The organism is Polaromonas eurypsychrophila, from assembly GCF_014641715.1.
GTDB classification, from domain to species: Bacteria; Pseudomonadota; Gammaproteobacteria; order Burkholderiales; family Burkholderiaceae_C; genus Polaromonas; species Polaromonas eurypsychrophila.
The window spans coordinates 81,226-100,778 of record NZ_BMIG01000012.1 but is presented as its reverse complement, the minus strand read 5'-3'; the positions used below and the strand labels follow the sequence as shown (position 1 = coordinate 100,778).

The 19,553-nt window shown below is 62.2% G+C and carries 20 protein-coding genes; 9 read left to right on the top strand and 11 right to left on the bottom strand.

Annotation, left to right across the window (positions count from 1 at the left end):
* The 3 genes from IEX16_RS15375 to IEX16_RS15365 are packed head-to-tail and all read left to right on the top strand — an operon-like array spanning window position 1 to window position 3,808.
* Window positions 1–2,049, top strand: a complete 2,049-nt coding sequence (locus IEX16_RS15375) for a TRAP transporter permease (RefSeq protein WP_188709362.1) — start codon at window positions 1–3, stop codon at window positions 2,047–2,049.
* A 43-nt stretch (window positions 2,050–2,092) separates the two neighbouring features.
* Window positions 2,093–3,049 carry a dihydrodipicolinate synthase family protein gene (locus IEX16_RS15370; protein ID WP_188709361.1) on the top strand — a complete coding sequence of 319 codons (957 nt, stop codon included), beginning with the start codon at window positions 2,093–2,095 and terminating at the stop codon, window positions 3,047–3,049.
* A gap of 33 nt (window positions 3,050–3,082) precedes the next feature.
* Window positions 3,083–3,808: a ribonuclease activity regulator RraA gene (locus IEX16_RS15365; protein ID WP_229676376.1), complete on the top strand. Its 726-nt coding sequence runs from the start codon at window positions 3,083–3,085 to the stop codon at window positions 3,806–3,808.
* 121 nt (window positions 3,809–3,929) lie between these two features.
* Here the strand turns inward: IEX16_RS15365 and IEX16_RS15360 are convergent, their stop codons facing one another.
* The gene (locus tag IEX16_RS15360; RefSeq protein WP_229676375.1) at window positions 3,930–5,144 is read right to left on the bottom strand and encodes a YihY family inner membrane protein; all 1,215 of its coding nucleotides are present in this window, start codon (window positions 5,142–5,144) and stop codon (window positions 3,930–3,932) included.
* A gap of 32 nt (window positions 5,145–5,176) precedes the next feature.
* On the opposite strand from IEX16_RS15360, the gene IEX16_RS15355 reads away from it, so the two are divergent.
* The 6 genes from IEX16_RS15355 (at window position 5,177) to xth (ending at window position 9,887) form a co-directional block, all read left to right on the top strand.
* A complete protein-coding gene (locus IEX16_RS15355) occupies window positions 5,177–5,587 on the top strand; it encodes a DUF2069 domain-containing protein (protein WP_229676374.1) in 411 nt (136 codons plus the stop codon).
* Window positions 5,584–7,005 (top strand): FAD-binding oxidoreductase, encoded by a 1,422-nt coding sequence (locus IEX16_RS15350; RefSeq protein ID WP_188709359.1) that lies wholly within the window; start codon window positions 5,584–5,586, stop codon window positions 7,003–7,005. Before IEX16_RS15355 ends, IEX16_RS15350 begins: the two co-directional genes overlap by 4 nt.
* A 486-nt stretch (window positions 7,006–7,491) precedes the next feature.
* Complete coding sequence (locus IEX16_RS15345) at window positions 7,492–7,668, top strand: type II toxin-antitoxin system CcdA family antitoxin (RefSeq protein WP_188709358.1); 177 nt, start codon at window positions 7,492–7,494, stop codon at window positions 7,666–7,668.
* Entirely contained in the window at window positions 7,665–8,495 is an 831-nt protein-coding gene (locus IEX16_RS15340; RefSeq protein WP_188709357.1) for a thymidylate synthase, read from the top strand. Before IEX16_RS15345 ends, IEX16_RS15340 begins: the two co-directional genes overlap by 4 nt.
* A 106-nt stretch (window positions 8,496–8,601) precedes the next feature.
* A complete protein-coding gene (locus IEX16_RS15335; protein WP_188709356.1) occupies window positions 8,602–9,108 on the top strand; it encodes a dihydrofolate reductase in 507 nt (168 codons plus the stop codon).
* Window positions 9,105–9,887, top strand: coding sequence for an exodeoxyribonuclease III (gene xth / locus IEX16_RS15330; protein WP_188709355.1), 783 nt, complete (start codon window positions 9,105–9,107; stop codon window positions 9,885–9,887). Before IEX16_RS15335 ends, xth begins: the two co-directional genes overlap by 4 nt.
* Before the next feature lie 50 nt (window positions 9,888–9,937).
* Here the strand turns inward: xth and IEX16_RS15325 are convergent, their stop codons facing one another.
* From IEX16_RS15325 to IEX16_RS15275, 10 genes are all read right to left on the bottom strand, one after another.
* The gene (locus IEX16_RS15325; protein WP_188709354.1) at window positions 9,938–10,201 is read right to left on the bottom strand and encodes an HNH endonuclease; all 264 of its coding nucleotides are present in this window, start codon (window positions 10,199–10,201) and stop codon (window positions 9,938–9,940) included.
* A gap of 149 nt (window positions 10,202–10,350) precedes the next feature.
* Window positions 10,351–11,895: a nitrogen regulation protein NR(I) gene (gene ntrC / locus IEX16_RS15320; protein ID WP_188709353.1), complete on the bottom strand. Its 1,545-nt coding sequence runs from the start codon at window positions 11,893–11,895 to the stop codon at window positions 10,351–10,353.
* A 54-nt stretch (window positions 11,896–11,949) separates the two neighbouring features.
* Window positions 11,950–13,050, bottom strand: coding sequence for a nitrogen regulation protein NR(II) (gene glnL / locus IEX16_RS15315; protein ID WP_373288364.1), 1,101 nt, complete (start codon window positions 13,048–13,050; stop codon window positions 11,950–11,952).
* A gap of 282 nt (window positions 13,051–13,332) precedes the next feature.
* Window positions 13,333–13,803: a hypothetical protein gene (locus tag IEX16_RS15310; RefSeq protein WP_373288362.1), complete on the bottom strand. Its 471-nt coding sequence runs from the start codon at window positions 13,801–13,803 to the stop codon at window positions 13,333–13,335.
* Between the two features lie 196 nt (window positions 13,804–13,999).
* Entirely contained in the window at window positions 14,000–15,415 is a 1,416-nt protein-coding gene (gene glnA, locus IEX16_RS15305; protein WP_188709350.1) for a type I glutamate--ammonia ligase, read from the bottom strand.
* Window positions 15,354–15,623 carry a hypothetical protein gene (locus tag IEX16_RS15300; RefSeq protein WP_188709349.1) on the bottom strand — a complete coding sequence of 90 codons (270 nt, stop codon included), beginning with the start codon at window positions 15,621–15,623 and terminating at the stop codon, window positions 15,354–15,356. Before IEX16_RS15300 ends, glnA begins: the two co-directional genes overlap by 62 nt.
* Before the next feature lie 12 nt (window positions 15,624–15,635).
* The gene (locus IEX16_RS15295) at window positions 15,636–16,460 is read right to left on the bottom strand and encodes a competence/damage-inducible protein A (RefSeq protein WP_188709348.1); all 825 of its coding nucleotides are present in this window, start codon (window positions 16,458–16,460) and stop codon (window positions 15,636–15,638) included.
* 27 nt (window positions 16,461–16,487) lie between these two features.
* Window positions 16,488–17,405, bottom strand: a complete 918-nt coding sequence (locus IEX16_RS15290; protein WP_188709347.1) for an EI24 domain-containing protein — start codon at window positions 17,403–17,405, stop codon at window positions 16,488–16,490.
* A gap of 26 nt (window positions 17,406–17,431) precedes the next feature.
* Window positions 17,432–18,628, bottom strand: coding sequence for a sterol desaturase family protein (locus tag IEX16_RS20085; RefSeq protein ID WP_229676373.1), 1,197 nt, complete (start codon window positions 18,626–18,628; stop codon window positions 17,432–17,434).
* A 4-nt stretch (window positions 18,629–18,632) separates the two neighbouring features.
* A complete protein-coding gene (locus IEX16_RS15275; protein ID WP_188709346.1) occupies window positions 18,633–19,436 on the bottom strand; it encodes a polysaccharide deacetylase family protein in 804 nt (267 codons plus the stop codon).
* Window positions 19,437–19,553 lie beyond the last annotated feature (117 nt).

Genomic DNA, 19,553 nt, shown 5'->3' with positions numbered 1-19,553 from the left:
ATGAATTCATCCACGACGCCTGACAAGCCGGGCCACAGCAGCACCCCGGAGCCCGTCGTTGTCAGCGAAGAGGCGCGCCTCAAGGCTGAGGAGTTCATCGAGGCCGAGGAAGGCGCAGCCAACAAGCTAAAGGGCTGGCTGGCCGTCACGGTGACAGCGCTGGCCTTTGTAATGTCGGTGTTCCACCTTTACACCGCTTACGCCATCGTGCCGACGCAGACGCTGCGACCGGTGCACGTGGGGTTTGTGCTGTTTCTGTCTTTCCTGGTGTTCCCGATTGCAAAACGTTTTCGTCACCGCATCATGTGGTGGGACTGGCTGGCGGCCGCGCTGTCGGTCGGCATCGTGGTCTACCTGATCATGGGCGGCGACGACTTCACCGACCGCAATACCTCGCCCGCGCCCTGGGACATCGCCTTCGGCATCGCGCTGATCGTGTTGGTGCTGGAGGCCATGCGCCGTACCAACGGCTGGATCATGCCGATCATCACCTGCTCTTTCCTGGCTTATGCGCTGCTCGGGCCCTGGCTGCCCGCGCCCTGGACGCACAAGGGCTACGAGGTGGGTCGTCTGGTGGGGGTGATGTACATGACACTGGAGGGCATTTACGGCGTGGCGGTCGATGTATCCTCGTCGCTAATCATCCTGTTCACCATTTTCGGCGCCTTCTTGCAGTACTCGGGTGCGGGCAAGTTTTACATCGACTTTTCCTTCTCGGCCATGGGCGGGAAACCGACCGGCGCGGGGCGCACAGTGGTGCTGGCGTCCTTCCTGCTGGGCGGGCCCTCGGGCTCGGGAGTGGCGACCACCGTCACACTGGGCGCCGTGGCTTATCCCATGCTGGCGAAGGTGGGTTACGAAAAGAACGCCGCTGGCGGCCTGCTGGCAGCCGGGGGGCTGGGCGCGATCATCTCGCCGCCGGTTCTGGGTGCGGCGGCTTTCCTGATCGCCGAATTCCTGAAGATCTCCTACCTCGACGTGCTGCTGATGGCCGTCATCCCCACCATCCTGTTTTATCTGGCGCTGTTCCTCATGGTGGAACTGGACGCGCGCAAGTACGGCATGGGCAATGTGGCTTTCGACAAGGTCGATTCAGTCTGGAACCTGACGCGCAATTACTGGTTCCACTTTCTGTCGCTGGTGTCCATCGTCGCCTTCATGATGTGGGGCTTCTCGCCGGTGCTGTCCGTCTTCTGGGCCACGGTGGTGTCATTCGCCACCAGCTTCCTGCGGCGCGACACGGCCCTGTTCTCTTACGATCTGTTTACCGGCAAGGGCTCGATCAGGGAGCACATTTTCAAGTCACCCTTCGTCAAGGCCATGGAGGGCGGCTCACTGGGCGTGCTGAATGTGGCGGCCACCTGCGCCGGCGCTGGAATTATTGTCGGTGTGGTGACCCTGACCGGTCTGGGCCTGAAGTTCAGCTCCATCGTCATCGACGCCGCAGGCGGCTCGCTGCTGCTCACGGCCATCTACACATCGATGGTGGTGTGGATCGTGGGCCTGGCCGTTCCGGTGACGGCGTCCTACATTATTTGCGCGGTAATCGCAGCGCCGGCACTGATCAAGCTGGGCGTGCCGGACTTCGCGGCGCATATGTTTATCTTCTATTACGCCGTGCTGTCGGAAGTGTCACCGCCGACGGCCCTCTCGCCTTTCGCGGCGGCAGCCATCACCGGCGGCGACCCCTACAAGACGACGCTGCAATGCTGGAAATACACTGTGCCGGCCTTCCTGGTGCCCTTCATGTTCGTGCTGGATCCGAGCGGCCAGGGCTTGTTGCTGATGGGCTCGACCAAAGCGCTGGCGGCAGCCAACTGGTGGTCCATCGCCGAAGTCACCCTGACCGCAGCCGTGGGCATTGCGGCTCTGGCCGGCGGCTTTCAGGGCTGGGCGCTCCTGCGCACCACTTTGCTGGAACGCTGGATGCTGATCATCGCCGGCTTTGCACTGGTCTACCCTAGTACTTTGGCCGATGTGATCGGCTTTGGAGGGGTCATCGCCGCGCTGGCCATGCAATACTTTCGGCGGCAGCTACGGACGGCCTGAGCCGATGGCCAGCCCTGTGCGCTGAACGGCAAGAACCAATTTGATGCTGATTTTGGAGCTGATTGTGAAAAAACTGGATGCTTCCGCCACGGGCGTGTACCTGATTACCGTCACCCCCTTCACCGACAGCGGTGCGCTGGATCTGGCCAGCACCGACCGCATGATCGATTTCTGCCTGGACAAGGGCGTGACCGGCCTGACCGTGCTGGGCATCATGGGCGAAGCCACCAAGCTGACGGCCGAAGAGTCGCGTGTGTTCGTCAAACAGGTGCTCACGCGTGTGGCCGGACGCGTGCCGGTGGTGGTGGGCGCCTCGGCTCCGGGCTTTGCTCCCATGCGCGAACTCACCGATAGCGTGATGACCCTGGGCGCGGCCGGTGTGATGGTGGCGCCACCTTCCAGCGTTCGCACCGACGACCAGATCGTCGCCTACTTTGACATGGTCAATGAAACCCTGGGAAAAGACGTGCCCTGGGTCCTGCAGGACCACCCGGTGTCCACCGGGGTACAGATGTCCACCCCGGTCATCCTGCGCATCCTGAAGAACTCGCCGACCTGCGTCATGCTTAAGCACGAAGACTGCCCGGGCCTGGCCAAGCTCTCAAGCATTCGTGCCGCCAGCGAACGCGGTGAGGTGCGGCGTGTCTCCATCCTCACGGGCAATGGCGGTGGCCTGTTCCTGCCCGAAGAACTCACCCGCGGCGCCGACGGGGCCATGACCGGCTTTGCCTACCCCGAGATGATGGTGGACGTGTGCCGGGCCTTTGCTGCCGATGACATTGAAAAAGCGCACACTATTTTTGACGCCTACCTGCCGCTGGCCCGTTACGAGCAGCAAACCGGCATCGGCCTGGCGGTGCGCAAGCACATCCTGGCCGAGCGCGGCGTGATCGCCAGCGCGGCCATCCGCAAGCCCGGCCCCAAGTTGTCGGCCGCCGACATCGCCGACATCGCCCGCCTGACCGTCCGGCAGACCCGGCGTCTGGCTGAAATCGCCTGAAACCAACCCACCCATCGACGGAGACTTTTTCCAATGACCAGCCCCATCAACATGCAACTCGACCCCAAGGTCGTTGACATTCTTTCCCAGGTCACGACTGCCACGCTGACCACCATCCTGCTCAAGAAAGGGCTGCGCAATGTCTGGCTGCGCGGCGCTCGGCCTTTGCGGCCCGGCCAGCCAAGGCTGGTGGGCCGGGCTTTCACCTTGCGTTTTGTACCGGCGCGCGAAGACCTGGCCACGCCGGAGTCCTGGTCCTCGCCGATCTCCACACGCGCCGCCATTGAAGACATGCCCACGGGCTGCATTGCCGTGGTTGATGCCATGGGTGTCGCTGACGCCGGCATTTTCGGGGACATCCTGTGCGCGCGCATGGCCAAACGCGGCGTGACCGCGCTGGTGAGCGACGGTGTGGTGCGCGACCAGGCTGGTGTGCTGGCGACCGGGCTACCGGTCTGGTGCAACGGTGCGGCCGCGCCACCGTCGGTCGCGGGCCTGACCTTTGTGGCCTGGCAGCAGCCGATTGCCTGCGGCGGCGTCGCAGTGTTTCCCGGCGATGTGGTGGTGGTCGATGACGACGGCGCGGTGCTGATCCCGGCCGCGCTGCTGGACGAAATGCTTACGCTGGCGCCTGAGCAGGAAAGGCTGGAGGCCTGGATCATGGCCGAGGTCGACTCTGGCGCTTCGCTGCCGGGTCTGTACCCGCCGAATGCGGAGAACAAGGCGCGTTATGAGGCGGCTAAACAAGCCGGCAAGTAGCGGCGTGGCTGTTTGTCATTGCGGGCTAGACCCGCTATCCATGTCGCGCTTACAACGACAGCCGTCCATGAAGCATGGATCCCGGATCAAGTCCGGGATGACAACCTGTCTGCTATCAATTTCATAACAGGTCACGCAGACGCAGCAAGGGGAAACCACCGTTTTCCCACAGATTTTCCATGGTCGGATCGCGGCTGAGCAGCAACTGAGCCATCAGCGGGGCCAGCTTGGTCGCATCCGGGTCGGCCAGCAACAGGTAGCGCGCTTCTTTCTCGTCCTCGGGGTCGGTCAACTGGCCGATCCAGTCCAAAGACATCAAGGTTTCCAGCACGGGCTCCAACTGCAACACATCAACCTGCAGCGCCTTCGCCAGCTCCGACGCTTCCAGCCCGATGCGCGGGGTGCTGCGCGCCAGGTGAAGTTGTTGCAACAGCTCCACCGCAAGCTGGAACTGCCAGCCGTGCGCACTGCCTCGGCGCGCCACGCCGGCCAGCAGGCTGGGCAGGTAGGCCGCGATCACCGCACCCAGCAGCACGATGACCCAGGCCACATAAATCCAGACCAGCAAAATCGGCAGCGTGGCAAACGCACCGTAGACCAGCGAATAGGTTGGCACGCTGCTCAGGTACAGACTCAGCACCTTTTTGGCGATCTCGATGCCGGCTGCGACAAACAGCCCACCTACCCAGGCATGCGACCAGCGAACAAAGGTGTTGGGCACATAGCGGTACAGCGCGGCCATCCCGCCGGCAAGAAGGACAAACTGCAGGATGTCCAGCAACACGCGCAACCCGTCGGGCATGGTGCTAACCACGCCGCTTGAGCCTGAAATCACGTACGAGGTCACCGCCAGGCTGGCGCCCAACACCAGCGGGCCCAGCGTGATGGCGGCCCAGTAGATCAACACGCGCTGCGCCAGCGGCCGCGGTTTTTTCACGCGCCAGATGCCATTGAGCGTGCGGTCTATGGTCAGGATCAGCGCAATCGCCGTGCCCAGCAGCACCGCCAGGCCAGCCACGCCCAGCTTGTTGGCCTGCGACGAAAACTGGGTCAGGTAACCGAGCACCTGGCGCGAGATGTTGTCCGGGATCAGGCTGTTGACCAGCCAGACCTGCAGCGCACCCTGCAACTTGGAAAACATCGGAAACGCCGTGAAAATGGCCAGTGCCACCGTGAAAAATGGCACCAGCGCAATGCTGGTGGTGAAGGTCAGGCTGCTGGCCGTCAGGCCCATGTGGTCTTCGCGAAAACGCTGGCGCAGGGTGAAGGCGGTATCGCGCCAGGGAAAGCGCGAGAGATCGGTCAATAACTGCTGCAGGGACTGCTTGAATGTCATCCCCGGTATCATGCCATCGACCCGCGCAAATGATGATCACGCCCTACATGAACAAAACCACGCAAATCGACGCCACCCGCTGGCTGGCCCTGGGCAGCCTCGGCGGCCTGATCGTGCTGGGCCTGGCCTGGGAGATGTGGCTGGCACCAATTCGTCCCGGCGGCTCGCTGCTGGCACTGAAGGTGCTGCCGCTGTGTATCCCGCTGGCCGGCCTGCTGAGAAACCGCATGTACACCTACCGCTGGCTGAGCCTGATGGTCTGGCTCTACTTCACCGAAGGCGCGGTCCGCGCCTGGAGCGACAAGCCGCCCGGCAACTATCTGGCGATGATCGAAGTCGCCTTGTGCCTGCTGCTGTTCACCGCCTGCGCCCTGCACGTGCGCATCCGCCTGAAAAACGCCAAAACCCATGCAAGCCCTGAACCGGAAGCCCAAACACCGTGAGCACAAACAGCGAACTGATTGAATTGCTGCGCCAGATCGTTGGCGCCGCCCATGTCCTGACCGAAGGTGACCTGACCGCCTGGGTGCAGGACTGGCGCCGGCGTGAAACCGGCAAGGCGCTGGCCGTGGTGCGCCCCGGCTCGACGCTTGAAGTTGCCGCCGTGGTCAAGGCCTGCGTCGCAGCCCGCGTGAGCATGGTGCCGCAGGGCGGCAACACCGGCATGGTGGTGGGGTCCACCCCGGACGCCAGCGGCACGCAGGTCGTGCTGAGCCTGACGCGCATGAACAAGGTGCGCACGCTGGACGCCGGCAACCTGACCATCACCGTTGATGCCGGTTGTGTGCTGCAAAACCTGCAGGAAGCCTGCGAACAAGCCGGCTTCCTGTTCCCGCTGAGCCTGGCCTCAGAAGGCAGTTGCACCATAGGCGGCAACCTCGGCACCAATGCCGGCGGCACCCAGGTCGTGCGTTATGGCAACACGCGTGAACTCTGCCTCGGGCTGGAAGTCGTGAACGCGCAAGGCGAGATCTGGGACGGCCTCACCGGCCTGCGCAAGGACAACACCGGCTACGACCTGCGCCACCTGTTCATCGGCAGCGAAGGCACGCTGGGCGTGATCACCGGCGCGACCATGAAGTTGTACCCCCTGCCCAAGAGCCAGCTCACCGCTTTTGCCGCCGTGCCCTCGCTTGAATCTGCCGTGCAGTTGCTGGGGCTGGCGCATGAATACCTGGGTTCGGGCCTGACCGGTTTCGAGCTCATGGGTCAGTTCCCGCTGAGCCTGGTGGCCAAACATTTCCCGCAGCAGCGTGTGCCTTTCTGGCAGGAGTCGCCATGGTGTGTGGTGCTGGAGAACTCGGACAACGAATCGGAAGAACATGCACGGGCCTGCTTCGAGCGCCTGCTCGAAGCCGCCATGGAAGCCGGCTGCGTGAGTGATGCGGTGGTCGCCGAAAGCATGGCGCAGGCGCACGCGCTGTGGCACATTCGCGAGAGCATTCCGCTGGCGCAGGCCGAAGAGGGCCTGAACATCAAACACGACATCTCCATCAATGTCTCGCGCATCCCGGAATTCGTGGAAGAGACCAACGCCCTGCTGCTCGCGCGCTTTCCCGGCGCGCGCCTCGTGGTCTACGGCCACCTCGGTGACGGCAACCTGCACTACAACGTGCAGGCTCCCGAGAATGAAGATCAGGCGCTTTTCCTCAACGAGCAGGAAGCGCCGATGAATGCGCTGGTCTATGAAGTGGTGGACCGCTATCGCGGCTCGATTTCGGCCGAACACGGCGTCGGCAGCCTGAAAGTCGACTCCTTGCCGAAACACAAATCGCCGGTGGCACTCGGCATGATGCGCGCCATCAAGCAGGGCCTGGACCCGCACAACCTGATGAACCCGGGGCGAGTGTTGAAGGTCTGAGCAACCTGGTAAAGAACTAGCAAAATGAGCGACTCTCTGTCTCAACTATCGAACGTGGCAACCGCTATCGGTGTAGGAGTCGCTGCTTGGCAGCTTTGGCTTGCCCAAAAGCAAAGCGTTACAAGCTTTGAGGACTCGTTTACCAAAGAGTACCGCGTTCTCGCATCTCGGCTTCCAACTAAAGCACTATTGGGTGAGGTTCTCTCAGATCACGAGCATGATGAGTCATTCGATGAGTTCTATCACTATTTTGATCTGTGCAATGAGCAAGTTTTTCTCTGGAAAAGTAAACGAATTTCCGAAAAAACTTGGAGATTTTGGAAAGACGGTATGGCCTCGCATATGAAGCGTCCTGCCTTTCAGCGAGCTTGGTCGGAAATCGCATCTCGATCGGATGGTGACTTTTCGGAACTCAAGTCACTTTTTCCTCCATGCAGTCCTCGACAGAAACGGTCATAGAATTTGACTTTCTATTCGGAGATGACGATGCAGCACGCCAACGATCCAGCAATGACGGACGTCTCTATTGAGTTGAATTGCAAAACTCTCGATATGGCCGAGCAACTTGGCATCGATCTCTCGGAAATGGCAAATCGACTGCTATTGGAAGAAGTGAACAAAAAGCTTAAACAACGGCACGATAAAAATACAGACGCTACATGACCCGCCCCATCCGCTTCCAGTACGAAGAGTTCATGCGCCATGTGGACACCCATGGCGTGTTCAAGGCCGACCGCACCGGCACCGGCACCAAAAGTGTGTTTGGCTACCAGATGCGTTTTGACCTCAACGAAGGCTTTCCGCTGGTCACCACCAAAAAGGTTCACCTCAAGTCCATCGTGCATGAACTGCTGTGGTTTCTGCAGGGCTCCAGCGACAACAATTGGCTGAAAGAGCGCGGCGTGACCATTTGGGACGAATGGGCGCGCGAAGACGGCGACCTCGGTCCGGTCTATGGCGTGCAGTGGCGCAGCTGGCCGACGCCGGACGGCGGCCACATCGATCAGATTGCCGATGTGATCAAAACCCTGAAGACCAACCCGGACTCGCGCCGCATCATCGTCAGCGCCTGGAACGTGGCCGAGCTGTCCAAAATGGCGCTGATGCCGTGTCACGCCTTCTTCCAGTTTTATGTCGCACCTGCGACCGCGCCAGGTGGCAAAGGCAAACTCAGTTGCCAGCTCTACCAGCGAAGCGCCGACATCTTCCTCGGCGTGCCCTTCAACATCGCGAGTTACGCCCTGCTGACCCACATGGTGGCCCAGCAGTGCGATCTGGACGTCGGGGACTTCATCTGGACCGGCGGTGATTGCCACATCTACAGCAACCACGCCGAGCAGGTGGCGCTGCAACTGAGCCGCGCGCCCTACCCCTACCCGACGCTGAAGATCACGCGCAAACCTGATTCGATCTTTGACTACGAATTCGAGGATTTCGAGTTTTTGGATTACCAACACCATGCGGCGATCAAAGCGCCGGTAGCGGTATGAAGGCGACTGGCGAGGGGCCCCGCTCAGCGGGGATCGACACGACGGAATGCCGCTGGTCGCTGACACCTGAGTCTTTTGCAAGTTACGACGTTGGGGAGGCGACGCTATGAGCATTCCTCATCAGAAGCCTCGCATCAACCTCATCTACGCCCGCGCCGCCAACGGCGTCATCGGCAAGGACGGCGTCATGCCCTGGCATGTGCCGGAAGACATGGCGCATTTCAAGCAATTGACCCTCGGCTGTCCGGTCATCATGGGCCGCAAGACCTGGGACTCGTTACCGCCCAAGTTCCGCCCGCTGCCGGGACGGACCAACATCGTGATCACGCGCCAGCCGGACTGGCGGGCCGACGGTGCGCAGCGCGCCGGCGGCCTCGAAGAAGCGCTGGCGCAGGCTGGTGATGCTCCGGATATCTGGGTCATTGGCGGTGGACAGATCTACGTCCAGGCCGAACCGCTGGCCAGCTGCGTAGAAGTCACCGAGATCGCCCGGGACTTCGACGGCGACACCTACGCGCCCACGCTGGGCCCGGCCTGGCGCGAGACCGCGCGCAGCGCGCATGTCTCGGCCAAGGGCCTGCCTTTCAGTTTCGTCACGCTGGAGCGCCCATGAAAATCGCCACCTGGAATGTCAACTCCCTGGCCGTGCGCCTGCCGCAGGTGCTGGACTGGCTGGCCGCCAACCCGGTCGATGCGCTGTGCCTGCAGGAGCTCAAGCTCAGCGATGACAAGTTTCCGCTGGAGGCGCTGGCCGCCGCCGGTTACCAGAGCGCAGTCTTCGGCCAGAAGACCTACAACGGCGTCGCCATCCTGAGCCGGAATCCGGCACGCAACATCGTGAAAAACATCGTCGGTTTCAGCGACGAGCAGTCGCGCGTGATCGCCGCCACGCTCGACACACCGCAGGGCGAGTTGCGCCTGGTCAACAGTTATTTCGTCAATGGCCAGGCGCCCGGCACCGACAAGTTTGCGTACAAGATGAAGTGGCTGGAAGGCCTGCGCAGCTGGCTGGGCCAGGAACTGGCGGCGCAACCGAAGCTGGTGCTGGTCGGCGACTTCAACATCACTTTTGATGACCGCGACACTTACGACGCCGAAGGCCTGCGCGAAACCATTCACCACACGACCGAGGAGCGCGAACACCTGAAGGCGCTGCTGGGCCTGGGCTTGCACGATGCCTTCCGGCTGTTCGAGCAGCCCGAGAAGAGTTACTCCTGGTGGGACTACCGCGAGTTCGCGTTCCGCCGCAACCGGGGCCTGCGCATCGACTACATCCTGGTCAGCGACGCGCTCAAGCCGGCGGTGCAAAGCTGCGTGATCGACAAGCTGCCGCGCAAGAACGAGCGGCCCAGCGACCATGTGCCGGTCATCGCGCACCTTGATCTGCTATAAATAGTGTAGCTACTCCCGCCCGTCCGATATGGGCTGGATGCCAATTTGACTCACAAACTGCGGGCTACCCGCCCCGGTGACTCGACAGAGCCGGGGACAAGGCCTTTGGCGTGGCGCTGGCTGTTGCAGAGCTCGTGGCTGATGGCCAGGTTCTCTGCATGGCTGTTGCCGCCCTCGCTAAGCGGCCGGATGTGTTCCAGCGTCGCAGCCGCCGGCAACACATGTTCACCGCAAACCCAGCACGGCACTTTGCCATGCAACTGGCGCGCCACGGTTTTGTAGATCTTGTCGCGGGTCAGGGATAAGCGGCTCATGGCTGGACTTTAAATCAGCGGTACGCAGTTATCGCGCGCGCTGGCATCTCTTATCAAGCAGGGGCCGCGGGTCCGGCTTCGCCGGCCCGCAGGCGCAGCGCCCCCTCGGGGGGCAGCGACTACACGCAGTGAGGAGCGTGGGGGCTCCATCACTCGAGATTGAGTTCCTGAATCTTGCGTGTAATGGTGTTGCGGCCTATGCCGAGCTTTTGCGCCGCTTCGATGCGGCGCCCGCGCGTGTTGAGCAGCGCGGTCTGGATCAGCTTGGACTCGAAACGCCGGGTCAGCACGTCCCAGACATCGCTGCGGCCGGTGGCCAGCAGGGCCATGGCCTCGGCCTCGAGCCCGGTTTCCCAGGTGCTGCCTTGCGGCGGCAAGCCCATCTCCGCAGATGCAAACGAGATTTTCTCGGCAGGCGCACTGTCCGCAACAGCGTCAACCATGCCCGTGTCCGGCAAGGCCGCATGGCGCACCACCGCGCCACTTTCGACCAGAACCGGCGCAGGCGCGCGCAGCGGCTCGGGCGGTGCGTCCAGCACCTCGGGCGGCAAGTCCTTGGCTTCGATCACCTGAGCCGGCGCCATCACAGTCAGCCAGTGGCAGATGTTTTCGAGCTGGCGCACATTGCCAGGAAATCCGAAGGTGCTGAGTTTCTGCAAGGCCGCATCCGAAATGCGTTTGGGCTCGACCACACCGAGCTGCTTGGCGCTTTGCTGCAGGAAGTGGCGCGTCAGCATGAACACGTCTTCACGGCGCTCGCGCAGCGCCGGCAGGCGCAGGCGGATCACATTGAGGCGGTGGAACAAGTCCTCGCGGAAACCGCCTTCCTTGACGCGCTGCTCCAGGTCCTGGTGGGTGGCGGCAATCACGCGCACATTGGTCTTGACCGCGTTGTGGCCACCAACACGGTAGAAATTTCCGTCGGAGAGCACTCGCAGCAAGCGCGTCTGCAAATCAAAAGGCATGTCGCCAATCTCGTCGAGGAATAAGGTGCCGCCGTCGGCCTGCTCGAAGCGGCCTCGGCGCATGGTCTGGGCGCCGGTGAAAGCGCCACGTTCATGGCCGAACAGTTCGGACTCGAGCAGGTCTTTGGGAATGGCGGCGGTGTTGATCGCTACAAACGGACCGTTGGCGCGCGGCGAATGTTTGTGCAGTGCGCGCGCCACCAGCTCCTTGCCGGAGCCGGACTCGCCAGTGATCATTACCGTGACATTGCTCTGGCTGAGCCGGCCGATGGCCCGAAACACGTCCTGCATGGCGGGCGCCTGGCCCAGCATCTCGGGCGTGGCGGCCATGCGTTCCTCGGCCACCTCCTCGCGCTGGCTTTCCTCGACCGCGCGGCGGATCAGCTCCACCGCCTTGGTCAGGTCGAAGGGTTTGGGCAGGTATTCGAAAGCACCGCCCTGGAAAGCCGAAACGGCGCTATCGAGGTCGGAAAACGCCGTCATGATGATGACCGGCAGGCCGGGGTGTTTTTCCTTGACGGTGGACAGCAGGTCCAGGCCCGAGCCGCCAGGCATGCGGATGTCGCTGACCAGCACTTGCGGGCCGTCGTCATCAGTGGCAACGTCCAGTGCCGCCAGCACTTCGCGGGGGTTGATGAAGCTGCGGGTCGGCAGGCCTTCGCGCAGCAAGGCCTTTTCCAGCACAAACCGGATGGACTGGTCATCGTCAACAATCCAGATCGGTTTCATGTTTTTTATCCCTTTGGTACTTCTACCGGTTATCCATCAATAAAGGTGACGGTTTCAAGGCAGCGGTATCAGCAGCTTGAAATCCGTGCGGCCAGGGACGCTTTCGCACTCGATCAAGCCGTGGTGTTGCTGAACAAAGGTTTGCGCCAAGGTCAGCCCCAACCCGGAACCACCCTCCCGCCCTGAGATCAGGGGATAGAAGATACGGTCCTTGATGGAGTCCGGAACACCCGGTCCATTGTCGATAACATGCAATTCCAGTGCCAATCGATAACGCTGCTTGCCGAAAGTTACCTGGCGTGCAATTCGACTCCTGAAACTGATCTGCGCGTCACCGGCGGCAATGCGCTCGGCCAAGGCCTGCGCGGCGTTGTGGGCGATGTTGAGCACCGCCTGGATCAGCTGCTCGCGGTCACCACGGAAGTCGGGAATCGAGATGTCGTAATCGCGCAGCACGCGCAGACCTTTGGGAAATTCGGCCAGGATCAGAGAGCGCACGCGTTCGCAGACCTCGTGGATATTCACATCGCCGACCAGGTGCGGCCTGCGGTGCGGCGCCAGCAGCCGGTCCACCAGGGACTGCAGTCGATCAGCCTCATGGATGATGACCTGGGTGTATTCGGTCAGTTCCTTGGAGTCGATTTCCATCTGCAGCAATTGGGCCGCGCCGCGAATACCGCCCAACGGGTTCTTGATCTCGTGCGCCAGGTTGCGAATCAACTCCTTGTTGGCCTGGGCCTGATCGATCAGCCGCTCTTCCCTGTCCTGCTTGGCCTGCTGCTCCAGCGGCAGCAGCTCAACAATCGCTTCGCCGGGCGTGTCGGTCTGCGCTACCACCACATGAACCGGCATGGGTTCGCGATTCAGCGGTTTGAGCCAGGCGTCATAACGCAGCGCCGCAAATTCGTTGCTGCCCGCGCCTTCCAGCGCGTTGTGCAGGATCGTCGGCTCGGTGAAACAGTCGGGCAGTTGCGAGCCTTCGATGGTCCGGCGCGAGGTTCCGAGCGCGTCTTCGAGCGCCGCGTTGGCAAACACCACCACACCGTTGGTCCGCACGACGGCCACCAGCGTGGCCAGCAGGTCAAAGGACTGAAAGCGTGAAGACGCCGCGGCGGTTGCGGCAGAGGAGAAGTTGGGCTTTTTCAAGCGTCCTATTTTGACGCAGAAGCAGCTAGGGCCTGTTCACACTATTTGTGCGAGATGCGTTGCGAGTCAAAAAGGTCATGCACGAGGCGCAAAATGCAGCCGGGCTGGAGCCCGGCAAGGCTTTGCAACACTGCGCATGGCCTTTTTGGCCGCAACCCGAAGGGAACGGGGTGAAAACAACGCCACTCTGCGTTGCACTCCTACGCCAGCGCCCGGTCTGGCGGGCGTCGCGCGCCTTGATTAACGCTGTTTTCACCGCGTTCGCACCCGTATAAATAGTGTGAACAGGCCCTACTGGCGGGCAGTGGGTGCCGGCAGACGGCCGATTTCGCGTTTCAGGCCGGCAATGTCGCTTTCGTGGCGCACCATGCTTTCCTTCATTTCAGCCACGCGATCGAGGTAACGCTGGTAGTTGCGGCCTTCAATGCCCTGCTTTTCCGGCTCACCCTTGTTGAACTCTTTTTGCTGCTCGGCCAGCTTGATCTCGGCTTTTTTGAGTTCGGACTCCAGAATGGCCCGGGTATCGCTGTCGCGTGCACGTTGTTCGCTGTTGCCCGACACCGGCGCGGCCTGCACGGCCCCCGCCACACGAAACGCCGCCGGACGGCTTATCGGCGCACTCTGCACAACGGTGACATTGCCACCGTCGATCTGTTTGCAGCCCCGCGCCTGGGCGTCCTTGGCGTTGTTTATGTATTCGGGCGTGGCGCCGTCTTTTCCGGCGCAGCGGTAGATGCGCTCCTGCGCGGAAGCGACGACCATGCTGCCAGCGAGAACAAGAAAAGTTGAAAGAAGTACTGTAGGTTTCATACGTAACCCCAAGTGCCTGTTAAGGCTTGGACAGTCTGTCAGTATCCTGCAAAGGGTAAGAAAAGCAAAATCCTGCCATTGATAACCCTGCTGGGAAATAAAAAAGGACGGCTTGCGCCGTCCTTTTTTGACCACAGACTGTAAAAAATTACAGTGAGTAATACATCTCAAACTCGATCGGGTGCGTGGCCTGGCGCAGGCGCGTCACTTCACCCATTTTCAGTTCGATATAGGCGTCGATCATGCTGTCGGTGAACACACCGCCCTTGGTCAGGAAGCTGCGGCCCACGTCGAGGCAGTCCAGCGCCTGGTCCAGGCTGTGGCAGACGGTTGGCACCAGCGCATCTTCCTCGGGCGGCAGATGATACAGGTCCTTGGTGGCGGCTTCGCCGGGATGGATCTTGTTTTCCACGCCATCGAGACCAGCCATCATCAGGGCCGAGAAGCCCAGGTAAGGGTTCATCAGTGGGTCGGGGAAACGCGCCTCGATACGGCGGCCTTTGGGGTTGGCGACGTAAGGAATGCGGATCGATGCCGAGCGGTTTTTGGCCGAGTAAGCCAGCTTGACCGGTGCCTCGTAACCGGGAACCAGGCGCTTGTAGCTGTTGGTGCCGGGGTTGGTGATGGCGTTCAAGGCACGGGCGTGTTTGATGATGCCGCCGATGTAGTACAGCGCAAAGTCAGACAGGCCCGCATAACCGTCGCCGGCGAACAGGTTTTTGCCGTCTTTCCAGATCGACTGGTGCACGTGCATGCCGGAACCGTTGTCGCCAACGATGGGCTTGGGCATAAAGGTGGCGGTCTTGCCGTAGGCATTGGCCACGTTTTGCACAACGTACTTGAGGATCTGCGTCCAGTCGGCGCGCTGGACCAGCGTGCTGAACTTGGTGCCGATCTCGTTCTGGCCGGCGCCGGCCACTTCGTGGTGGAACACTTCAACCGGGATGCCCAGCGATTCGAGGATCAGGGACATTTCGGCGCGCATGTCCTGCGTGCTGTCGACCGGAGGCACGGGGAAGTAGCCGCCCTTGACGGTCGGACGGTGGCCGCGGTTGCCGCCTTCGAGCTTGGCGCCCGAATTCCAGGGGGCTTCGTATTCTTCGATCTTGAAGAAGGTGCCCGACATGTCGGTGTTCCAGCGCACGTCGTCGAAGATGAAAAACTCTGGCTCGGGGCCGAAGTAGGCGGTGTCGCCCAGACCGGAGGCCTTGAGGTAAGCCTCGGCGCGCTGAGCGATGGAGCGCGGGTCGCGGTCGTAGGCCTTGCCGTCGGCGGGCTCGAGCACGTCGCAGCTCATGAACAGCGTGGTTTCTTCGAAGAAAGGGTCGATGTTGGCCGTTTTCGGGTCGGGCATCAATTGCATGTCGGAAGCTTCAATGCCCTTCCAGCCTGCCACGGAGGAGCCGTCGAAGGCATGGCCCGAGGTGAATTTGTCTTCGTCAAAATGGGACACCGGCACGGTCACGTGCTGCTCTTTGCCCCGAGTGTCGGTAAAACGGAAGTCAACAAACTTGACTTCGTTTTCCTTGACCATTTTCATGACGTCTGCGACGGTCTTTGCCATCAGAATCTCCTGTTGCTGGATGGTTGTTAAAAATACTTTCGGCTTCGGTGGATGCACGTTTTGTGCCACCACCAATGGCGCTTTTTTTCTGCCAAGCCTGCGATTGTGCCGCTATCTTGGCGCCGATAAGCATGCCATCCGGCCACCGGCTCGAAAAATTGCCGAATTTTTCAGGCACCAATCGCGTGCAAACCAAAATGCACATCATTGGTGCAATTATTCAACGCACCAATTCGGGGCCGAGCTTGGCGTTAAATGCGTGCAGACCTGCCAGCAGGGCCGGAAAAGCCGCGTTCACGGCCTCGGGGGCCCCTTTGACACCCAGCTCAATATGGCGACCGTAGTCGGGGTGATCAACGCTGGGCAGGCTGAACACCTTGACGCCGCTGTGCCCTGCTTCAATCGCGAGCATCAATGGCGTCAGCGCCGCTTCCATGGAGCCCATGACGATCACCGATTTCTCCGTCCAGGCTGATTTTTGGTGCAGATGGGCGTAATGCGTGTCCAGCACTGCCTCTACCATGGGCCAGGCCATGACCGGGAATCCTGGAACAAAGTGGACGGCGCCGGCGCCGGCCTGGACCCTGAAACCGGGAATCTTGTTGTACGGGTTCGGGATGATGGCAGCCCCTACCGGGAACATGCCCATGTTCAGGCGGTGGATATTGTCGTGGCGGTCCGGCTCGTAGGGCACGCCCTGCTCTTTCGCGATGTCCTGCATACGTTCGCGAATCAGGCGTTCGGCCTCGGGGTGCAGGGCCAGCTCCACATCCAGCGCCGCGGCGGCGCACTGGCGCGTGTGGTCGTCCGGCGTCGCGCCTATGCCGCCACAGGAAAACACCACGTCGCCCGAATTACGTGCGGCGGCAAAGGCACGCGCCAGCACGGCGGTGATGCGTGCCGGGTCGTCGCCCACATAGTCGGCATACGCGAGCTGCAAGCCCCGCGCGCCCAGCAGTTCAATCACTTTGGGCATGTGTTTGTCGGCGCGTTTGCCCGAGAGGATTTCGTCACCAACGATGACCAGACCGAAAGAGATGCTCATGGTGAATTCAGGAAAAAAAGAAAGGGATCAGGACTGCTGTCCAGGGGCGCCAAAGCCGGGTGCAGGCGCGCCGGCTGCGGCTGCCGGCAACACCTCGTTTGCTATGGATTCAATAGCTGCTTGCGCAAGCGGTTCGGGGGCCAGGGCATTGTTTTGCTTGCGAAGTTGCTCCAGCGCAGCCAGGCAGTAATGGGCAAACCAGAGCGAGGAAAAGGCAAACACCAGCGTGTACAGCCAGATCGCTACCGGTACCAGCAGCGGCGCCATGGCAATGAACATCGCGCCCGAGGCCCACAGCAGGCTGGGCGCGGCGCCCAGGTAGCCGCTGAGCACGCCGATGCCCAGCAGGCTGCCGCGGTGGCGCCGGAAGATTTCGCGCCGCTCTTCGGCGCTGGCATGGTCAACCAGCGCGTCATAAGACATCACGCGGTAGGTCAGCCAGCCCCAGATCAGCGGCGGCAGGATCAGTATCAGCGGCGGGATCAGCCACAGAGGGATGGAAATGACGAGTGCGACGGCGGCCAGCACGGTCGAGCCCAGCGACCAGAACAGGCTCGCAAGCAGCGAGCCGCCCCGTTTGCGCTCCAACTCCGGAAAGCGCCGTTCGGCCACCAGCGCCACCATGGCCGGTGTCATCAGGATCGCGACGAACAGCAGCGCCACGATGACGATCACCGGGATGCTCAGGAACAGCAAAATCGTTGGTGCCAGCACCACACGCAAGTTGCCCAGGCCCAGGCCTTCCAGCCAGCGTGCCATGGTGCCCAGCAGCTCCCAGCTTTCCAGGCCAGCCCGCACGGCGGACAGCGCATCGTCCCAGAAGAAGTAGCCCAGGCCCAACGACAGCACCACCATGATGACCAGCGGCAGCACCGACAGCGCAATCACCCGCGGGTGCAGGCAGTACGCCACCGCGCGCCAGAAAGAATCGAGAAGCTTGCCCATAGTCTGAGGATAACCCGCCGCCGTAGTCAGGCGCGACCAACCAGCCGTTTCAACCCCAGCCACTGCTGCGACCAGAAGCCGCTGCCGTAGTCGCGCAACTGCTCGACCTGGTCGCGGATGCCGGTGGGGTCGTAGCGCTGCTCAAAGTTGGCGGTGCCAAACAGCACGTCCCACCAGGGCAGCAGCACGCCGAAGTTGTAGCCGCCGAGTTTGAAGGCCCCCACGTTCGGCGCCGCCTCTCTGCCCCCCAGGGGGGCGCTCCCGTCTTGGGGCGGCCCGGCGAGTTTGACGGCCCCCACGTTCGGCTCCGCCTCTCTGCCCCCCAGGGGGGCGCTCCCGTCTTGGGGCGGCCCGGCGAGTTTGACGGCCCCCACGTTCGGCTCCGCCTCTCTGCCCCCCAGGGGGGCGCTCCCGTCTTGGGGCGGCCCGGCGACGTCGGGTCCCTCGCGCCTCAGGCGCACCGGGGTTTCATGGCCCAGGCCTATGCTGTGGTGCAGCCGGTGAAAACGCGGGCTGACCCACAGGCGCTCGCCGACACGGCCGAACCAGAGCTTGAGGTTGGCGTGCTGGAAGCTTTCACTGAGCTGGGTCAGCGCCACAATGGCGATGAACTGGCCCGGCGCCACACCGATCAGTTGCGCGACCAGCACCACGATCACGTCCACGATGATGTCGTCGAGGAAATGGTTGCGGTTGTCGCTCCACATCGTCATCTGCCGCTGCGCATGGTGCAGCGAATGCAGGCGCCACCACCATTCGATCTGGTGCTGGCCGCGGTGCGTCCAGTAGGCAATAAAGTCGAATACCACGAGGTAGATGAGCAGGCTGACGACCGCGTTGTCCGTCACGCCCGGCCAGAGCTGGTCGAGGTGGAAGGTGCCGTAACCGGACGTGCGCGCCATGCCGAACAACTCGTCGAACCATGGCTCCAGCGTGAAGAACAGCGCGATGCGGAACAGACCGAGACGGTGAATCAGGGTGTAGAGGATGTCGGTGCGAATCGTCGCGCGGTCCGTCACCGGCTCGACCGGGCGCCAGCGCTGCAGCGGGCCAACCACGGCCAGCAAAATCAGGATCTGGATCAGGCCAACCATGAACCAGGCGGTGGCTTCATAGCCGGTTTCAAGCAGATTGCCCAGACCCAGCGCAAACATCGCCGGCTGCACGGCGCTCTCAAACAGCCATTGCTGCGCGGTCGAAAAAAGGCTCTCCAGGCTGTCCATGCGCTTATTTTGCCGCCGGGGCCGGCGCCTGGCCAGACTGTTGCGCAATCCAGGTCTGGTAACGGGGGTGTTCGCGCAAGGTCGCAAAACAGAAACCGCGCGCTTTCAGGTCGGTGATCAGTGGCTCCAGCACTGCCGGCGCCCAAGGGTCTTTGCGCGACCAGATACCCAGATGCGCCAGCAGGATGTCGCCAGAGCGGATATCACGCAGCGCTTTTTTAAGCAGCTGGTCGTTGGGATACGCCTCGCTGGACAGCTCGTCCCCGAGAAAACCCGCCGGCGACCAGCCCACATGCTCGTAGCCGCAGGTTTTGGCGGCGGCCAGCAGCCTGGGTGAGATCTTGCCGCCAGGCGCACGGAACAGCGGCAGCGGCTTTTTGCCGGTGAGCTCTTCGAGCCGGCTGCCGGCTTTGGCAATTTCGGCGCAGTACTGGGCGGCGGTCCAGACCGACTCCTTGCCTTCCGAAGGCCCAGCGGAGGGACGCACCCTGAACTGGTCGGAGCCGACGTCTGCGCGCCAGTAAGTGTGGTCGAAAGTGTGTGAGGCAAACGCATGGCCTTCGGCGGCGCGCGCCTTCCACCACGGCGCCCAGTCCTTGCCCAGGCTGCCGTCGCCGGTCTGCGTACGTTCGTTGGCGCCGAAAAACGTGACCTTGACCTGGTGCTTGTTGAGGATGTCCGCCATCAACGGCGCCACTCCCATGTGGCCGGTGTCCAGGGTCAGGTACACCGGCTTGCCCGCCTTGCCCTGGGTATCAAAACAGCCATCAGCCCACGCCGGTCCTAGCCCAACAGCTACCAAAACCATAGCGAGCCACGCCCGCCAGGGACGGAAAGTCAAGCCGGGGCCGCGGGTCCGGCTCCGCCGGTCCGCAGGCGCAGCGCCCCCTCGGGGGGCAGCGACCCGCGCAGCGGCGGAGCGTGG

Coding starts and splice junctions, on each gene's coding strand:
- IEX16_RS15375 (WP_188709362.1), top strand. CDS start 1: ATGAATTCATCCACGACGCCTGACAAGCCGGGCCACAGCAGCACCCCG.
- IEX16_RS15370 (WP_188709361.1), top strand. CDS start 2,093: ATGCTGATTTTGGAGCTGATTGTGAAAAAACTGGATGCTTCCGCCACG.
- IEX16_RS15365 (WP_229676376.1), top strand. CDS start 3,083: ATGACCAGCCCCATCAACATGCAACTCGACCCCAAGGTCGTTGACATT.
- IEX16_RS15360 (WP_229676375.1), bottom strand. CDS start 5,144: ATGACATTCAAGCAGTCCCTGCAGCAGTTATTGACCGATCTCTCGCGC.
- IEX16_RS15355 (WP_229676374.1), top strand. CDS start 5,177: ATGATCACGCCCTACATGAACAAAACCACGCAAATCGACGCCACCCGC.
- IEX16_RS15345 (WP_188709358.1), top strand. CDS start 7,492: ATGCAGCACGCCAACGATCCAGCAATGACGGACGTCTCTATTGAGTTG.
- IEX16_RS15340 (WP_188709357.1), top strand. CDS start 7,665: ATGACCCGCCCCATCCGCTTCCAGTACGAAGAGTTCATGCGCCATGTG.
- IEX16_RS15335 (WP_188709356.1), top strand. CDS start 8,602: ATGAGCATTCCTCATCAGAAGCCTCGCATCAACCTCATCTACGCCCGC.
- xth (WP_188709355.1), top strand. CDS start 9,105: ATGAAAATCGCCACCTGGAATGTCAACTCCCTGGCCGTGCGCCTGCCG.
- IEX16_RS15325 (WP_188709354.1), bottom strand. CDS start 10,201: ATGAGCCGCTTATCCCTGACCCGCGACAAGATCTACAAAACCGTGGCG.
- ntrC (WP_188709353.1), bottom strand. CDS start 11,895: ATGAAACCGATCTGGATTGTTGACGATGACCAGTCCATCCGGTTTGTG.
- IEX16_RS15310 (WP_373288362.1), bottom strand. CDS start 13,803: ATGGTCGTCGCTTCCGCGCAGGAGCGCATCTACCGCTGCGCCGGAAAA.
- glnA (WP_188709350.1), bottom strand. CDS start 15,415: ATGGCAAAGACCGTCGCAGACGTCATGAAAATGGTCAAGGAAAACGAA.
- IEX16_RS15300 (WP_188709349.1), bottom strand. CDS start 15,623: ATGATGTGCATTTTGGTTTGCACGCGATTGGTGCCTGAAAAATTCGGC.
- IEX16_RS15295 (WP_188709348.1), bottom strand. CDS start 16,460: ATGAGCATCTCTTTCGGTCTGGTCATCGTTGGTGACGAAATCCTCTCG.
- IEX16_RS15290 (WP_188709347.1), bottom strand. CDS start 17,405: ATGGGCAAGCTTCTCGATTCTTTCTGGCGCGCGGTGGCGTACTGCCTG.
- IEX16_RS20085 (WP_229676373.1), bottom strand. CDS start 18,628: ATGGACAGCCTGGAGAGCCTTTTTTCGACCGCGCAGCAATGGCTGTTT.
- IEX16_RS15275 (WP_188709346.1), bottom strand. CDS start 19,436: ATGGTTTTGGTAGCTGTTGGGCTAGGACCGGCGTGGGCTGATGGCTGT.